Raw genomic sequence first — 15,463 nt, forward strand, 5'->3', positions numbered from 1 at the left:
TCCTTTATCTTGCCACTACATATACTATACCTTGTTTGCTGGCATTTGCCAAGAAAAAAGCGAACGCATATTCGGATTTTTTCCGCGTTCGCTTTTTGATAAAACAGCATAATTTCACTTATAAAACTTGGATATCAAGGAGAAACTGCACTGAAAACATTATTTTTGCTCCAGCAGCTTTAAAATCAAATGGCAGCCGTATTTGGCGGCGCGCTTTCTGATACCTGTTCTGGAGCCGGCGAAGTTAAATTCGTACACCTCTTCTTTACCGGCCGCCGATATGCCGATAAAGACGTGTCCCGGAGAATGCCCGTCTTGCGGTTCCGGTCCGGCTGCTCCCGTAAAGCTGATGCCGATATCGCTTCCGGTCAGCTTTCTCACGCCGGCAGCAAGCTCTTTTGCACATTCCTTGCTGATCGCACCGCTGCCGCTCAGCGTCTCGTCTTTTACGCCAAGCACGTTTTGTTTCACGCTGTTAGAATAGCAAACCACGCCCCCTGCAAATATGTGAGAAGCGCCGCTTATATCAGTCAGCCACTCTGAAAACAGGCCGCCGGTAAAGCTTTCAGCAGCGGAAAGTTTGATTCCGTTTTCCCTGCATGCTTTTGAAAGCTCCTTTACCAGAGAAGTATCATCATATCCGTAGAAAAATTCACCGACACGTTCTAAAATGACGGCTTCCGTTTCTTTCAAAAGCCGCTCTGTTTCTTTTTCATCGGCATGTTTCGCCGTCAAACGGAGCGTGACCTCCCCGTCAGCGGCCAAAGGCGCAATCGTCGGGTTTGTCTGCGCGTCAATGATATCTTCTAAATCAGCCTCAAGCTGAGATTCGCCTATTCCGAAAAACCGCAAAACAGTTGATACAATTTTTTCATTTGAACCGAGCTTTTTAAGAAGCAGCGGCTTGGCTTCGTTTTCAAACATCGGGCGCAGCTCGCTCGGCGGTCCCGGCAGCAGCATATAAAGCCGCGAGTCATGCTCTGCGAGCATTCCCGGCGCCATGCCGAAATGATTCGCCAAAACCTCTGAACCTTCAATGACAAGCGCCTGTTTCCGGTTATTGGGAGACATTGTCCGTTTCGTTTTCACGAAGTATTCCTCAATGGAGCGGAACGCCTCATCATTCAGTACGAGCGGCCGGCCCAATGTGTTTGCGATAGTTTCCTTTGTTAAATCATCTTTTGTCGGTCCGAGCCCGCCTGAAAAAATAATCAGGTCCGAGCGCTCCTCGGCAATGCGGATCACCTGCTTAAGCCGCTCCGGATTGTCGCCGACGGCAGTGTGATAAAATACGTTCACGCCGATTTCGGCCAGTTCTTTGCTGATAAACTGCGCGTTTGTATTGGCGATCTGGCCGAGCAAAAGCTCTGAACCGACCGCAATAATTTCCGCTTTTTTGGCTATTTCCATCTTACAATCCTTCTTTCGTTAGTTAGATGTTTTTAACGCTTCCCAGTTCTTCGCAAAATAATCCCAGCCTGAGACGACTGTGAAGAGCACGGCCACCCATAAAGCGATATCGCCGAATGGGAAGGAAACGAGCTCAAATGGAAGATTATGAAGTAAAAGGGCAGCAACAGCAATGATTTGAGCCCATGTTTTAATTTTCCCCAGCATATTGGCGGCAACGACTTCCCCCGTCCCTGCTAACACAAGCCTTAAGCCCGTGACGGCAAATTCGCGGCTGATAATAACAATAACCATCCACGCAGGTGCAAGGTCAAACTGCACAAGCGTAATTAATGCTGCCGAAACAAGCAGCTTGTCAGCCAGCGGATCTAAAAATTTCCCGAAATTTGTCACGAGGTTCAGTTTTCTGGCGTAGTATCCATCCACCCAGTCAGTCGTTGATGCGATAATGAACAAAATAGCTCCTGCAAGATGTGCGACCGGAATCGGCTCTTCCCCGATATGAAGGCTGCCCCACTGAAAAGGAACAAGCATGATAATCATAAATACAGGAATTAAAGCGATTCTTGCCAGTGTGATTTTATTCGGTAAGTTAAACATAAAGCCCCTCCAATGTATGTACTCGGACGTGAAGAAAAAGTCATCTTATTGTGCAGATGACTTTTCCTCCTTTTTATTTTGTAATCTTGATTGTTTGCGCCATCACGTCATGTGGATTGAGTTCATATGAAAGAACCTCTCCGTTGATTTTAATTTTCAGGTTAGGGGCATAGCCCGTGCGTATTTCAACTAGCTTTTGATCGGTTATATCTTTTTTATAGGTTTCCCCTTTTTGCAGTGTTCCTTCTTTTAAGGAACTGCCGTTATCATCACGGACGCGGATCCATGCGCTGTCTGACGCAGTCAGCTCAAGCTCAAACTTATCCGCGCCGGAGACTTTATACGAAGTGGCTGAACCTTCCGTGCCGGCCGCTTTAATCACAGTTTTATTGCTGCTTTTTTCTTTATCTTTTTTATCAGATGCTTTTGTGTCCTTTTTGCTGTCTGTTTGAGATTCTCCGTTTTTATTGCCATCGTTTTTCAGCGCAGAATCTTTAGGAATCTCATATTTGCTCTCACTCTGCGTGGCAGCCTTATCGGCGTCGCTTTGTCCGGACTTGCTCATTCCGAACTGAATAATCGCATATACGATCGCGATGACGATAATGACACCAATGACGACAAGAATGGTCGGAAGCCATTCAGCCGCTTTTGAAGCGGGCTTCGGCAGCTCCCTTTGCATGCCGAGGCCGGAAATTTTTTCTGATACATCGTCATGATACGTGTTAGGGATGTCTTTTTTATATTCTTCAAATAATTGATCTGGATCAAGCCCTACAGCCTCAGCGTATTGCTTGATAAACGCCCGCACATAAAAATTGCCGGGGATGACGTCATAAGCTCCTTCTTCCAAAGCGGTTAAGTATCTTTTCTGAATTTTCGTCGCCGCTTGGAGGTCATCCAATGACATCCCTTTTTCCTCTCTGGCTTCTTTGAGCCGGATTGCTAATTCTGTCACAACAAACACCTTCCAATATTAAAAATCAAAGCTTGAAAAACCAGTCTGGTCAAATATTTGCGGCTCTTCTGCATGTTCATATGTAATCACTTCGTCAGGATCATTTCTGAGCTCGATAATATAATCGAAGTCATCCAGCGTGTACTCCGTATTTTGGATAAAAATATCGGGGTGCTCCACAACCTTTGTCGCAGGCAGTCTCATAATTTCACTGACGAGCTGAAGATGGCGCTCCGATCCCCGCCTTGTTGAGACGATGCCGTCCAGGATAAATACGTTTTCCGTGCTGTATTCATCGGCAATGAGCTGGCTTCTGATCGTTTGCTTTAAAAGCGTTGATGATACAAAAAGCCATCTTTTGCTGGCGCATACGCTTGAAGCGACGATGGATTCCGTTTTTCCGACGCGCGGCATTCCACGGATTCCGATCAGTTTGTGTCCTTCTTTTTTAAACAGCTCAGCCATAAAGTCGACCAAAAGGCCCAGCTCGTCTCTCTCAAAGCGGAAGGTTTTTTTATCGTCGGCATCCCGCTGGATGTATCTTCCGTGACGGACTGCGAGGCGGTCGCGAAGCCTCGGTTCTCTCAGCTTCGTTACTTTAATGGTTTCCATTGTTTTTAAAATTGATTCTAATCGTTTAATTTGATCTATATGGCGGCATCTGAGCAGCATTCCCCTTCTGGAAAGGTCGACGCCGTTAATGGTGACAATATTAATCGATAGCATCCCGAGAAGAGATGAAATATCCCCGAGCAGGCCGGGGCGGTTCACTTGAATTTCATATTCAAAATACCATTCGAGCTTTGCCAAATGATATACCCCCTCCATTGTGGCAAATTTTTACCTTCCTTTATCATAAATCATTTTTCTCTAATTAGAAAGAAGAATGTTGCTCTCCAGAGGAAAACATAAAAAAGAGAGGAGAAATCTCCCCTCTTAATGAGTGCTGTTATTTTCAACAAGCTTAACCATCATATTTGCAATGGCGCGCTGTTCATCTTTAGAAGCTACGCTCCAAAGATCCGCAAGCACTTTTTCCTGATGGTTTTTAGAATCGACTTCGCTCGCCAGGTAACCGCCGATTTCTGTAGCGAGATCAGTGATGGTTTCATCACTCATTCCTTTTTCCTGCGCATAGTTCAATCTGTCTCCAAGGAAATTCTTCCAACTATCCCAGTTTTCTAATACTGACATTTGGGCTTCCTCCATTTCATCTGTCGTTACAAAATTATTTTGTCCGTGCAGATGCAAACTATACACGTATTTTTTATTCAGCAGTGCCATCCTCCATTAACGGATAAAATATGCCCCGTAATATAGGAAGCCTTGTCCGACAATAAAAATGCCGCAGCTTCGGCGATTTCTTTCGGCTCCGCAAGCCTGCCTGCCGGAATCTCCTCTGCCAATGCTTCTTTTTCGTCTGCGGTGAATTGATCAAGCATTTTCGTATCCACCGCTCCGGGCGCGACCGCATTTACTCTGATGCCGCTCGGGGCGAGTTCTTTGGCAAGGGCTTTGACGAACGAATGCTGTGCTCCTTTTACCATGCTGTATAAAACCTCGCATGATGCCCCAGTTTCTCCCCATACAGAGCCGATCGCGACGATGCCGCCGCTTTTTTTCCGAATCATGCCGGGCACAAGGTTTCTCGCCAATATAAACGGGCTTGTCACATGCAGCTGCACCATCTGCCGCGCCGTTTCATCCGTCACGTCTGTAATCAGACCGAAATGGCTTTTTCCGCTGTTCAGAATAAGGGCGTCAACAGGCTTTTGAATCAAACGGGTGAGTGTCTCCGCTCCGGCCGGCGAAGACAGGTCACCCTGTATAATATCGGCGCGCACGCCAAACGCCGCAGTCAGTCTTTCTGCAAGCACGGCTGCAGACTTTTTATTAGAATAATAATGCAAAAGCACATCGTACCCGTTTTTGGCGAGCGTTTCACTTATACTTTGCCCGATCCCGCCGCTTGCGCCGGTCACGAGTGCTGTCGGATTCATCACTCAAATCCCTTCTTTCCCCAGAAAAACATCCCTCAAAACGTTGAGGGATGTTTCCTTATGATTTTGGCACCACTTTGCAGACTGTCAGCCTGTCTTCGGCGATTTCTTCTTTTATGACACGCTGCACGTCCTCCAGCGTAATCTGTTCCAGCACGGTCACTACGTCAAATAAACTCATGTCTAAAAACGCGTAGCGGGTGAACTGATTCGCGATATATTCAGGTGAATTCAGCGCTTTTAAAAATGACCCGATTTTCTTTTTTCTCGCCAAATCAAGTTTTTCCGCGGTAACCGCAGACCCCGCTTGAAGAAGCATCTGTTTTAATTCATCTGCCAGCTTATCCGGTTCCGGTGTGTCTCCTCCGACTGAGGCAAAGCCGAATCCGTATTCAGCCGTATAATCAAAGCTGAACGTTTCATCAATGTACCCCTTGTCGTATAAGTCCCCGTAATGTGACGAGCTTTTTCCGAAAAGGCTCTCAAGCATCAGGTTCATGGCAAGCTCGTGTTTGAGAAGCTCCCGACCTGTTTTATATGGGTCTTTTGCTTTTAAGCCGACGAGACATTTTGAGCCTTGGACGTTCATTTTCAATTCCTGTTCCTGACGGAAAACCGCTTCTTGTTCCTGAACTTCCTTCCGCTTGATTTCAGGCTGGTCTGTAAACGGTTTTTTCTCCTGGTTTTCCCTGACCTGCTTTATGACGGCTTCCGGATCGACAGGGCCTACGATAAAGAGAAGCATATTGCTCGGATGGTAAAAGGTTTCGTAGCACTCATACAGAAGGTCTTTCGTGATATGAGATATGCTTTCCACCGTGCCGGCGATGTCAATTTTGACCGGGTGGTCTTTATACATATTTTCGATGAGGCCGAAAAACAGCCGCCAATCGGGATTATCGTCATACATGTTAATTTCTTGGCCGATAATGCCTTTTTCTTTTTCTACCGATTTTTCCGTGAAATAAGGGTCCTGCACAAAATCAACGAGTGTTTCTAAATTCCGCTCTACATTTGAAGTGCTCGAAAACAGGTAAGCGGTTCTCGTAAAAGACGTAAAGGCATTTGCCGAAGCTCCTTGCTTACTGAAATCCTGAAACACGTCGCCGTCCGCTTTTTCAAACAGCTTATGCTCCAGAAAATGTGCGATGCCGTCCGGGACATGAACCATGTTTTCCTTTTTCAAAGGGACGAACTGATTGTCAATGGAACCGTATTTTGTCGTAAAAACGGCGTATGTTTTGTTAAAGCCCTTTTTCGGCAGCACATAGACGTTAAGGCCGTTTGCCATTTTTTCATGATACAGCGTTTCCTGCAGCTGTTCGAATTCTATCGGTTTAGTCAAGATGCTCCCCCCGTCCCTTTTAAGAAATAAGTCGTATCCAATTTAATGTTCTTTCCGGCATTGATAATGTCCTCTTTCGTCACCCGCTCGATATTGCCAAGGAACGTCTCGACCGGTATTTCCACTTGGGCTGCGGCCTGCTGATACAGAAATTCTGCTAAACCGTATGCAGTATCAATCGTTTCCAGCACTTGGTTTTTAATAACGGCCTTTGTTTGGGTGATATCATCTTCAGAGAAATCCCCGTTTTGCATCGCCTGAAATTGTTCTTCAATAATTGTGACAGCCTGCTTGTAATTTTTCACTTCAATGCCCGACATGACCATCAAAAGCCCTTTAAAGCTTTCAACACGCGATGCGGCATAATAAGCGAGACTCGCTTTTTCACGGACATTCATAAACAGCTTCGAATGTGAAAAACCGCCGAAAAGTCCATTAAACACTTGTAATGCGGGATAGTCCCGGTCTGTGTAGGTGGTATTGGTTCGGAATCCGATGTTCAGCTTGCCTTGTTTGACATCCTCTTCATCAATGACTTCCTTAGGCTCAGGCTGTTCATTTGTCTGGTTTCTTTCAATTGGCTGCTGCGCCCGCTCTTCTGTTTTAAAATACGTATCGACAGCCGTTTTTACCTGCGCTGTATCGACGTCGCCAATGATATACAGATCCAGCTGATCTTCATTGACGGCTTTTTGATATGCTTCATACAGATTCTTCGGCGTAATGTGTTCGACGTCCTCAAGTTCACCGTTTACATGAAGGGCGTAAGGCTCGTCTTTGCACATTTCCTGAACGAGACGCAAGTTGGAATATCTCATTTTATCGTCATATACGGCTTGAATGCGCTGTTTCAGCGTCCGTTTTTCCTGCGTGACATACAGCTGCTGAAATGCGCCGTCTTCCAGAGCAGGTGAAAACACGAGCTCTGATAAAAGCTGCAGCCCTTTTTCAAGCAATGGCGTCCGATCCTTTAAATATTTTTCGTTCGGGATTTCCAGCCTGAACGTGATAATATGCCGCTCCCCTTTTTTTGCCAGGTCAGCGGAAACGGATGTGCCGTAAAGCTCATCAAAATAAGCGCGCAAATCAGCGGTTTTCGGCCGGCTTTCTGTACCGCGGAGAAGCACATGCGGAAACAGCGCCCTTTTCGTTACGAGCTCTTTTGTTAAAGGAGCCAGCATTTTAAACGTCAGTGAAACGGTTTTAAACTTTTCTGTCTTAACAATATGGGCGGTGATTCCGCCGTGCTTTGACTTCATTTCATTTACGTAAGTCATGTGAAACCTCCTTCGTTCATTCTTTAATAGTATGTATTATGACCAAAATTCAGCATTCGCAAAAAAGAGTGCGTGAATGTAATTATATCAACTGGAGGATTTATAAGGAAACAAAAAACTTCTGCCGGAAAACAGACAGAGGCTGCAACTTTATGTTTCGGCTTCGAAAGGCCGCGAGTCGGCACTTCCGAATATATTGACCGTTACCGGCAGCACTACAATTGCGCACCCGGTTAAATCCGCGGCTGCAGGAGGGACAAACGCCCGAGGACGGCATCGTTCGTAAATGTTCCAGTAACATGATCGCAGCGGAAATAATGACTTTTTAAAAAAACGATCACGAATCGTGTCGAAAATAAAAAAAGACAGTGCAGATTACACCGTCTTTAAAGATTCCTTTTTTTCTTTTTGTTCTGAGGAAACATTAAACACCGCTAAAAATACCGAGAGGATGCCGCAAAAAGCGGACAAAATAAAGATCAGCCAGCTCGCATTTGACATCAATGCAGCAAATATCGGCGGTCCCGCCGCTACTCCGATAAACCGCATGCTGTTATAAAATGAGGTAATGGTGCCGGACTCCTCGTTCTCCACGCCTTCTGTGATGACGGCGTCTAAAGCCGGCAAAGCCATGCCGATGCCAATTCCGCTGACACACAGAAAAATAAATAGAAAATAAAAACTGTGATTCCACCATAAACCGATAAACGACAGCGTCACAGCGCTCATTCCCGCAACAACGCAAAACTTCATCCTGCCTTGTTTTTTGCCGATTTTTCTTCCTGCAATATATGAACTGACCGAAAGAAACAAAAGCGGGATTGCCAACAGGCCGCCTTTAGCCACGCCGTCAATTTCGTATTTTTTCTCAAGCGTTTCTGATAAATAAAAAAGAACGCCGAAAAGTAAAAACATGATTACACAGCCGATGATAAATACTGTGATAAGCCAGCGCCCATCCCGTTTAAAAATGCCGCCCACTTTTTTCACAAATTCAGAAATAGAGTGTGCTTCGTTTTGCTTTTTGGGCTTTTCCACTAAAAATAAGACGAGAAAAAAGCTGATGAGTGAAAAAAACGGGATAAACCAAAACGGCATAAACCAATACCAAGATGCCAGTAACGATCCGAGAATCGGACTTAAAACTTTCCCGGCAGTGTTAGAGGTTTCAATATCGCCGAGCCCTGCCGTAACTTGTTCATCATCCCCCTTAAACAAATCCCCGATAAACGGCATGACAACCGGCGCAGCCCCTGCTGACCCAATGCCTTGCAGCACCCGCCCGGCCAAAATAATCGGATAGGGATTCTTAAAGGCGGTCGAGGCAAATGCAGCAAGCGCTCCGCCCGCCCCTGCTATCAGCAGACAGGGCAAAAGGATCTTTTTTCTTCCGAATTTATCCGACAAATATCCCGCAATCGGAATACAAATAATCGCCACTATCGAGTAGACCGTTATAATTAACGACACTTGAAAGGACGAGATGGACAGCTTCTTTTCAATCATCGGAAGCACGGGAATCAGCATTGAATTCCCAAGTGTCATAACGAGCGGTACAGAAGATAAAGCAATAATATTTTTCGTTCCATTTTTGTTACTCAACATATTCACCCATTCACTGTACTTGGTTGTTTCCATTTCATTGTGCCTTGTTTCAAACCAAAGTATGTACAAACAGGACAAATAAAAAAACAGACACGTGTAAGTGTCTGTCTTAAAAACGTTTTCTTAATACATGGAAGCTGAATTTGTCAGCACGAAAATAATTTAAAGAATACAGCACAGGCTGATCATGCTGATTGAAGTGCGTTTGTTTTAACAACAAAAGCGCGGTCTCCGGTTCGCATTCCAAAACAGGCGAAATCTCATCATGATATCCGATCGGTTCGATATCAGCGACAGCATAGCTGATCACAGACCCGGAATTTTTTTCAATCAGGTCGAAAATGGACTCTTGCTCATGGCAGAAAGAACTTGGCAGAATATCCATCGGAATCGTATCTAAACAATAAACGACAGGCGTTCCGCTGGCCGTTCTGACGCGTTCCAAATAAAAAAGCTCCTGGTCACGCTGCAGCTGGAATCTTGACATATCTTCATCAGACGGCGCAATGACTTGGGACGACAAAAAAATCGTTCCAGGCACCATATTCGCTTGTTTGATCATTTTGGTCACGCTGTTGAGCTGTTCAATACCTGAAAGAAACAGCGGTTTTGTATGGACAAAAGTGCCCACACCGTGCCGTCTGATAATCACATGCTCCTCTTCAAGGATACGTAAAGCTTCACGCAGAGTTGCCCGGCTGACACCCATTGATTTTGAAAGCTCAAATTCAGAAGGAAGCTTTTCTTTTTCGGTGTAAACTCCGTTTTTAATATCCTCTTTGATTCGCTCAATCACTTTTAAATACAAGTGACGATTGTCAGCTTTTGTAGACATGTTTCCCCTCCGTAAACCACTTTCGATAAATTATTGAACAATTGGGACAACTATATCATGTTTTGTCAAAAAAATAAATAGGGATGCGCTGGTTGACATAAGTTTGTTATGAGTAACACGCATACATGGGAAAGCTCTCTTCATTTAAGAAGAGAGCTCATCATATTGTTCCTTTGATAATAATACTTCCCTCGGTTTGCTTCCTTCATACGGTCCAACGACTCCGCGTTCTTCCATCGCGTCAATTAATCGTGCCGCTCTCGTGTATCCGATTCTGAACCGTCTTTGAAGCATGGAGACAGATGCCGTCTGCATGCCGATTATTAAATCGACAGCTTCATCATACAGGTCGTCTGTTACTTCACTGTGTGTTTCAGGCATTTCTTCCGGAATCATTTCTTCTTGATACTGTGCCTTTTGCTGAGTAATGACATGCTCAACGACATGCTCAACCTCTTCATCCGATAAGAACGCACCCTGCACCCGCACCGGTTTATTGGCGCCCACAGGCAGAAACAGCATATCTCCGCGGCCTAAAAGCTTCTCCGCGCCGCCCATGTCCAAAATCGTCCGGGAATCTGTTTGGGAAGAGACGCTGAAAGCGATTCTTGACGGGATATTCGCTTTAATGACCCCTGTAATGACGTCCACTGAAGGCCGCTGTGTCGCGATAATCAAATGGATTCCGGCGGCTCTTGCCATCTGTGAGAGCCTCGTAATAGAATCTTCCACATCCGACGAAGCAACCATCATCAGATCGGCAAGCTCGTCAACAATGACGACGATGTAAGGCAGTTCAGGCTGCCTGACTTCTTCTTCGGCATTCGACCGCTTGATATAATCATTGTAGCCTTCTATATTTCTCGTTCCCGTGTGGGAAAATAGCTCATAGCGCCGCTCCATCTCATTGACGACCTTTTTCAAAGCCTGTGACGCTTTCTTCGGGTCTGTTACGACCGGAGCGAGGAGATGCGGAATGCCGTTATACACATTCAGTTCAACCATTTTCGGGTCAATCATCATCATTTTTACTTCATGAGGCTTTGCCCTCATAAGAATGCTCGTAATAATACCGTTAACACAAACGCTTTTTCCGCTTCCCGTTGCTCCGGCTACGAGTAAGTGGGGCATTTTGTTTAATTCCGCAAGCACCGCTTCGCCGGAAATATTCCGGCCCAAGCCGATTAACAGCTTCGCATCCGGCCTGTCGTTCAGCTTGGATTCCAGCACTTCTTTTAACGAAACCATCGCCACTTCAGCATTCGGCACCTCGATGCCGATGGCCGATTTTCCCGGGATCGGCGCTTCTATCCGGATATCTTTTGCTGCAAGCGCAAGAGCAAGATCATCGCTCAAATTGACGATTTTACTGACCTTGACGCCTACATCAGGATATACTTCGTATTTTGTCACGGCAGGGCCGAGATGGACCTGTGTCACTTTTGCCTTCACACCGAAGCTTTGAAACGTCCGTTCCAGCTTTCTTGCATTCTCGTAAATGTTTTTCTTGTCAGTTTGCTGCCCTGAATGCTTAGGCTCCGCCAATATGTCGAGTGAAGGCATCTGATAGTCTTTATTTTCAAGCTCTGTAAAGGTCATCGGCGGAGCCGCGGCCGTTTCCTCAGATTCTTGAACGGTTGTCTGCTCCTCTTTTGCCCCTTGGGCCGGCATCTGGGCTTTTTCCAAAATCACCGGCTGTTCTGCCTGCTCCTCGCGGTCTGAAAAGCTTGAGATAATCGGCTCTGAATGGATAATGGGCGAAATGATTTCTTCGTCCTCTTCCTCCGGTTCAGGCTCTTCTTTTTTCTTTTGCACACGCTTTTGTTTTTTTCCAGATTTTGTTTTCGCTTTCGAAGAAGACATATTTGTTTTGAACGTTTTCATATCTTCAATAAATGCCAGCCATTGGCCTTTTATAAATCTGCCGATAGGGCTTGTCCACTTTATGAGCGTTTCTTGAAGAGAACGTCCCGTAACCAGTACCAATCCCATCAGAATCAGCACAAACGCCATAATTTGAGAACCTGTTGACGCAAATAAAAAATGGGACGCGGCAAACAGAACCGCACCGATCATGCCTCCGCCCAAATCAGGCGAAGCCGACTGCTGATTCATATCAATCATAAACAGCTCCCACGTATTACTGATGACGCTCGCTGACTGAATGGATCCGTGATGAGACAGATTTTTAAAAAGCTGAACGTGAGACAAAAGCAAAAGACTTGCGATAATACAATACAATCCGGCTTTTCTTCTCGTTAAAAGACTTGGGCTCTTCTTTTTCCAAAATAACGAAATTCCTAAAAGGAATAACGCCAGCAAACATAAAATAAACCACTCTCCCGCAAAAAAACGGAACAAATACACAAAGGTCTGTCCGACAACGCCGAGCTGCAAAACGGCTATAATCGAGATCGCAACACAGAGTAATCCGCATAGTTCGTATTTTATGTTGAGCTTGCTCTCTTGTTTCTTTTTTGATTTCCGTTTTTTCTTGGCCATACTCATCACCTTACTGCGTTAAAAAATGTAAAATCATACATCATGAAGAAAAGCAGCCTTCTTTCGGCTGCATTTTTCTGTAGGATTCCCCTATTATAGCATATTTTGCCCCTGAGAAGCGGACTGAATGCCGGTTAGATTCAACTTAAGTTTTTGTCCGGGGGCAATGTGGGGATTGAGAAAATCCATCGGGTTCGTACTTAAAATTTGCACGACTTCCGCTTCATTTCCCTTCATTTCAACGAGCAGAGGCACACCTGCGTAATCAACCTGTTCATGCACGCTTTGCTCCTGCTCACTTTGATAGACGACTTCTTGGGGCATGACGGTGTAAAGAATCATTGGATTATCCTTCCTTCCTCGCCCTTTCGTTCCTCAATAAGCTGGTTCAGCTTTTTAATCGCCTGGCCGACTCCGCCGACGTCATCAATTAAACCGTAATCAGCCGCGTCTTTTCCGACTACATTCGTTCCGATGTCCCGAGTTAAATTTCCTTTTGAAAACATGAGTTCTTTGAATTTTTCTTCAGAAATATTAGAGTGGTTCGTAACAAAGTTCACGACCCGCTCCTGCATTTTATCCAAGTATTCAAACGTTTGCGGGACGCCGATTACAAGCCCCGTAAGACGAACCGGGTGAATGGTCATGGTCGCGGTTTCGGCTATAAAGCTGTGATCACATGACACGGCAATCGGAACGCCTATGGAGTGACCGCCTCCAAGCACGATCGAAACAGTCGGTTTTGATAATGACGCCAGCATTTCGGCAATCGCAAGCCCCGCCTCCACGTCACCGCCGACAGTGTTTAATATGATCAGAAGGCCTTCAATTTTCGGATTTTGCTCGATGGCCACGATTTGCGGGATAACATGTTCATATTTGGTTGTTTTGTTTTGCGGCGGGAGCTGTACATGCCCCTCAATTTGCCCGATGATTGTCAGGCAATGAATATTGGTATCTTGAGGCATTTGCGGAAGAGATGTTTCTCCCAGCTGCTGAATTTTGCTCATGATACTGTCTTTCGCATCTGTTTTTTCGGGCTGCTGTTCTTCGTTGTTTTCCATACGATGATCCATTTTACTTTCACCCTTTCCGAATGTCTCTTTGTATTATGAACAAAGAATCGGGTTTCCATCCGGGGAGAACAAAAAACAAAGCCGGAGCTTTTTCGGCCGCTCCGGCTTTGTTTACATTATACTTCCATAATGATCGGGATGATCATCGGCTTGCGTTTTGTTTTTTCATAAAGGAATTGGTTTAACGCGTCGCGCATCGCCTGTTTCAATGTTGACCATTCTACGGCGGACGTTTCCGTCGCTTCCGTCACGATAGAGCGGACGAGCTCAGTTGCTTGTACAATCAGCCCTTCTGACTCTCTGACATAAACGAAACCGCGTGTAATAATTTCCGGACCTGATACAAGGTGTTTTTTCTGCTTATCGAGCGTAATCACGACAATCAGAATACCGTCTTGTGACAATAAGCGGCGGTCTCTTAACACGATATTGCCGATGTCACCGACACCGAGACCGTCAATCAGGACGTTTCCGTAAGATACTTTATCACCGATTTTCACATTCTGGCCGCGGAATTCGACGACGTCGCCTTTTTCGATTAAGAAAATATCACTGCGTTTCATGCCGATTTCTTCAGCGATTTTTGAATGTGCTTTTTGCATTCTGAATTCGCCGTTGACCGGAATCAAATATTTCGGTTTTAGCAAATTAAGCATCAGCTTCAATTCTTCCTGAGAGCCGTGGCCTGACACATGCACGCGTTTTTGAGCGAAAATAACTTGAGCGCCGGCGCGCACGAGAAGGTTGACGGTTTTAGAATAAATCAGTTCATGCCCCGGAATCGGCGTTGACGCAATGACAACGGTGTCCCCTTCTTCGATGTTGAGCTGCTTGTGCGCTTGTTTCGCCATTCTCGTCAGAGCGGCTAACGGCTCACCGTGGCTTCCTGCCGTAACAATCGCCACTTCGCGTTTCGGATATTTTTTCACATCTTGAACCGGAATGAACAATTCTTCATCGGCTTCGATATAGCCGAGCTTGCGCGCAAGCTGAAGCACGTTTTGCAGGTTCTTTCCGGCTATGGCGAGTTTTCGGCCGTTTTGGGCAGCAGCCTGAATGACTTGCTGAATGCGATTGATATTTGACGCAAATACGGCAACGATGACACGGTTTTCTGAATTGTACATGGCGTCAGAAATTTCTCCGCTTACATACGCTTCAGATGGAGTATACCCCGGCCGCTCAGCGTTGGCGCTGTCTGAAAGCAAGGCAAGCACGCCGCTGTTTCCGATTTTTGCGATCTCGCCGATATCACATGATTGGTGATAAGCAGGCGTCTGGTCAAATTTAAAGTCTCCCGTGCATACAATAGAGCCAAGTGATGTTTTGAAGCTGACTCCCACTGAATCCGGAATGCTGTGGATCGTTTTAAAGAACGATACTTTTGTTGATTCGAATGTAATGACAGATTTTGAGTGAACTTCCCGTAAATCAGCTTTTCGATTGTGTCCGTACTGCTTCAGTTTTTCTCTTAACAAAGCAAGCGTAAGTTTTGTTCCGTATACGGGAACTGACAGCTTGTTCAATAAATAAAAGACGCCTCCGATGTTTTCATCGTGTCCGTGTGTCAGAAAGATGGCCTTCACGCGGTCAGCCCGTTCAACTAAATAAGAAATGTCCGGAATGACGACATCAATTCCGAGCATCTCATTTTCCGGATGCATCAGCCCTGCATCAACTACAAATATGTCTGAGTCGATTTCGATGACATATAGGTTCTTCCCAATTTCTCCGACACCGCCAAGGGCGATAATTCTGACGTTTTCTGTATTTTTCTTTTTCAAAATCTATATCCTCCTAGTCTCATACCCGTCCATCATCACTTGTTTCTATTATAACTGATATCAATTTTAGA

General features: G+C 45.5%; 13 protein-coding genes and 1 pseudogene. All 14 read right to left on the reverse strand.

Annotation, left to right across the window (positions count from 1 at the left end; translation table 11 throughout):
• Positions 1–159: 159 nt before the first annotated feature.
• The 14 genes and pseudogenes from J7E26_RS04880 to rnjB all read right to left on the reverse strand — a co-directional run bounded on the left by J7E26_RS04880 (position 160) and on the right by rnjB (position 15,392).
• On the reverse strand, positions 160–1,410 hold the full coding sequence (locus J7E26_RS04880; RefSeq protein WP_214799201.1) for a competence/damage-inducible protein A: 1,251 nt from the start codon (positions 1,408–1,410) through the stop codon (positions 160–162).
• Between the two features lie 18 nt (positions 1,411–1,428).
• Positions 1,429–2,010: a CDP-diacylglycerol--glycerol-3-phosphate 3-phosphatidyltransferase gene (pgsA, locus tag J7E26_RS04885; RefSeq protein WP_214799202.1), complete on the reverse strand. Its 582-nt coding sequence runs from the start codon at positions 2,008–2,010 to the stop codon at positions 1,429–1,431.
• Positions 2,011–2,055: 45 nt separating this feature from the next.
• Positions 2,056–2,968 (reverse strand): annotated as a pseudogene (locus J7E26_RS04890) (helix-turn-helix domain-containing protein).
• 18 nt (positions 2,969–2,986) lie between these two features.
• Positions 2,987–3,778: a DUF3388 domain-containing protein gene (locus J7E26_RS04895; protein ID WP_214799205.1), complete on the reverse strand. Its 792-nt coding sequence runs from the start codon at positions 3,776–3,778 to the stop codon at positions 2,987–2,989.
• Positions 3,779–3,904: 126 nt separating this feature from the next.
• Positions 3,905–4,162 (reverse strand): DUF3243 domain-containing protein, encoded by a 258-nt coding sequence (locus J7E26_RS04900; RefSeq protein WP_214799207.1) that lies wholly within the window; start codon positions 4,160–4,162, stop codon positions 3,905–3,907.
• Between the two features lie 77 nt (positions 4,163–4,239).
• Positions 4,240–4,968 carry an elongation factor P 5-aminopentanone reductase gene (ymfI, locus tag J7E26_RS04905; protein WP_214799910.1) on the reverse strand — a complete coding sequence of 243 codons (729 nt, stop codon included), beginning with the start codon at positions 4,966–4,968 and terminating at the stop codon, positions 4,240–4,242.
• Positions 4,969–5,026: 58 nt separating this feature from the next.
• On the reverse strand, positions 5,027–6,313 hold the full coding sequence (yfmH, locus tag J7E26_RS04910) for an EF-P 5-aminopentanol modification-associated protein YfmH (RefSeq protein WP_214799208.1): 1,287 nt from the start codon (positions 6,311–6,313) through the stop codon (positions 5,027–5,029).
• On the reverse strand, positions 6,310–7,590 hold the full coding sequence (yfmF, locus tag J7E26_RS04915) for an EF-P 5-aminopentanol modification-associated protein YfmF (protein ID WP_214799210.1): 1,281 nt from the start codon (positions 7,588–7,590) through the stop codon (positions 6,310–6,312). Before yfmF ends, yfmH begins: the two co-directional genes overlap by 4 nt.
• Positions 7,591–7,965: 375 nt before the next feature.
• The gene (gene bcbE / locus J7E26_RS04920; protein ID WP_251034518.1) at positions 7,966–9,285 is read right to left on the reverse strand and encodes a bacillibactin exporter BcbE; all 1,320 of its coding nucleotides are present in this window, start codon (positions 9,283–9,285) and stop codon (positions 7,966–7,968) included.
• A gap of 19 nt (positions 9,286–9,304) precedes the next feature.
• Positions 9,305–10,030, reverse strand: coding sequence for a GntR family transcriptional regulator (locus J7E26_RS04925; RefSeq protein WP_214799214.1), 726 nt, complete (start codon positions 10,028–10,030; stop codon positions 9,305–9,307).
• Positions 10,031–10,174: 144 nt separating this feature from the next.
• On the reverse strand, positions 10,175–12,532 hold the full coding sequence (locus J7E26_RS04930; protein WP_214799216.1) for an FtsK/SpoIIIE family DNA translocase: 2,358 nt from the start codon (positions 12,530–12,532) through the stop codon (positions 10,175–10,177).
• A gap of 93 nt (positions 12,533–12,625) precedes the next feature.
• Positions 12,626–12,874 carry a YlzJ-like family protein gene (locus tag J7E26_RS04935; RefSeq protein ID WP_061528759.1) on the reverse strand — a complete coding sequence of 83 codons (249 nt, stop codon included), beginning with the start codon at positions 12,872–12,874 and terminating at the stop codon, positions 12,626–12,628.
• On the reverse strand, positions 12,871–13,608 hold the full coding sequence (locus J7E26_RS04940; RefSeq protein ID WP_214799218.1) for a ClpP family protease: 738 nt from the start codon (positions 13,606–13,608) through the stop codon (positions 12,871–12,873). The genes J7E26_RS04935 and J7E26_RS04940 overlap by 4 nt, the downstream gene beginning before the upstream one ends.
• A gap of 116 nt (positions 13,609–13,724) precedes the next feature.
• On the reverse strand, positions 13,725–15,392 hold the full coding sequence (gene rnjB, locus J7E26_RS04945; RefSeq protein ID WP_214799220.1) for a ribonuclease J: 1,668 nt from the start codon (positions 15,390–15,392) through the stop codon (positions 13,725–13,727).
• Between the last annotated feature and the right edge of the window lie 71 nt (positions 15,393–15,463).

Source organism: Bacillus sp. ISL-51 (genome assembly GCF_018613535.1).
GTDB lineage: Bacteria > Bacillota > Bacilli > Bacillales > Bacillaceae > Bacillus.